Origin of the sequence: methanotrophic endosymbiont of Bathymodiolus puteoserpentis (Logatchev) (assembly GCF_900128525.1) — a bacterium.
In the GTDB taxonomy this organism is placed as follows: domain Bacteria; phylum Pseudomonadota; class Gammaproteobacteria; order Methylococcales; family Methylomonadaceae; genus Methyloprofundus.
This window is the reverse complement of sequence record NZ_FQTQ01000187.1, coordinates 1-1,666: the sequence shown is the minus strand read 5'-3', so window position 1 is coordinate 1,666 and position 1,666 is coordinate 1. Positions and strand designations below refer to the sequence as shown.

Below are 1,666 nucleotides of genomic sequence, written 5' to 3'. Positions count from 1 at the left end.
GCATCTGCGCTTCAATTTCTTTTGAGTAAGGTTTTATCTTGGGTCGATTTTAAATAAAGTTTATGAGTTGCATCATTATAATTCTTAAATTGAACTTGCCTAAATTAATTTGTGCTCATTCCTTAGTGATGCAGTATTGACTGAATACGATGAGTCTGCATTACCATTAATAGATGCTGCCGAGCCATTATCAGCACTTGACGCAAGAGAATTACTGTTATCACTGTTATTGACAGTCGCATCACCACCGCCATTTGCTGCCGCACTACCTTCAGAAGCTTTTGCATAGCTATTATCTATAGTAGAGGTACTATTATCGCTGCTATCTACGATAGCATCGCCACCACCATTTGCAGAGGCTGAGCCATTACCCATTGCACTGGCAGAACTATTATCACTACGATCAGACTTTGCAGTACTGTTATAATTAGCAGCAGCATCGGTTGCTGATGCATAGCTGTTATCACTCCTATCATCATTACTATCAACTGCACTGTTATCGCTGTTGTTATCATTGCTGTCATAAGTACTCTTGTCATTTAAAACATCTGACACTGCTACATCTGTATTACCTACATCTGAGCTACTGTTATCATCATTACTGTCATTCGTACTTTTATCATTCAATATATCTGTGGCAGCGACATCTGTGTTATCAACATCGGTAACGCTGTTATCATCATTGCTGTCATTCGTACTTTTATCATTCGCAATATCTGACACAGCAACATCTGTATTAGCTACATCTGAGTTGCTGTTATCATCATTACTATCAGTCGTACTTTTGTCATTCAAAATATCTGTGGCAGCGACATCCGTATTACTGGCATCAGTAGTACTGTTATCATCATTACTATCAGTCGTACTTTTGTCATTCAAAATATCTGTGGCAGCAATATCAGTGTTACCAGCATCGGTAGTGCTGTTATCATCATTGCTATCGTTCGTACTTTTATCATTCGCAATATCTGAAGCAGCAATATCCGTGTTACCAACATCAGTAGTGCTGTTATCGTCATTGCTATCATTCGTACTTTTATCATTCGCAATATCTGAAGCAGCAATATCCGTGTTACCAGCATCGGTAGTACTGTTATCATCATTGCTATTATTGGTACTTTTATCATTCGCAATATCTGTTGCAGTCACATCAATATTGCTGGCATCAGTAGTACTGTTGTCATTATTACTATCAGTTGCACTACTATCATTATTTGAATTTGCAGTATTACCTACATTATCATTGGTACTGCTATCAGTTGCCGCCAAAGAATTATCATTGGCTGAACTAGAATTATCACCACTTGTATCTGCAGAAGTCGTAGGATCTGCAAGGGCTTCAGCATATGCAGGCACAGATGACAAACCAAAAGCAAGCGCTACACTTGCTGCCATTATCGTTTTATTGAATTTCATTTTTCCATCTCCTAAAAAGATTTATATCAAATGAAGCTCCACTCTTAAGACGCCTCACCCAATATCACCAGCTAACTAACAAGCTACTTTACTCATTTAGAAAACAGTGAGTGCCTAAAACTACCTTAGGAATGAGCACAAATTAATTTAGGCAAGTTCAATTTAAGAATTATAATGATGCAACTCATAAACTTTATTTAAAATCGACCCAAGATAAAACCTTACTCAAAAGAAATTGAAGCGCAGATGC

General features: G+C 37.6%; 1 protein-coding gene. It reads right to left on the bottom strand.

Annotation, left to right across the window (positions count from 1 at the left end):
• Window positions 1-99 precede the first annotated feature (99 nt).
• On the bottom strand, window positions 100-1,416 hold the full coding sequence (locus BQ7314_RS13565) for a hypothetical protein (RefSeq protein ID WP_174484229.1): 1,317 nt from the start codon (window positions 1,414-1,416) through the stop codon (window positions 100-102).
• Between the last annotated feature and the right edge of the window lie 250 nt (window positions 1,417-1,666).

What these genes read in the sequence shown, in the direction of transcription:
- BQ7314_RS13565 (WP_174484229.1), bottom strand. Translation starts at nt 1,416, where the DNA reads ATGAAATTCAATAAAACGATAATGGCAGCAAGTGTAGCGCTTGCTTTT.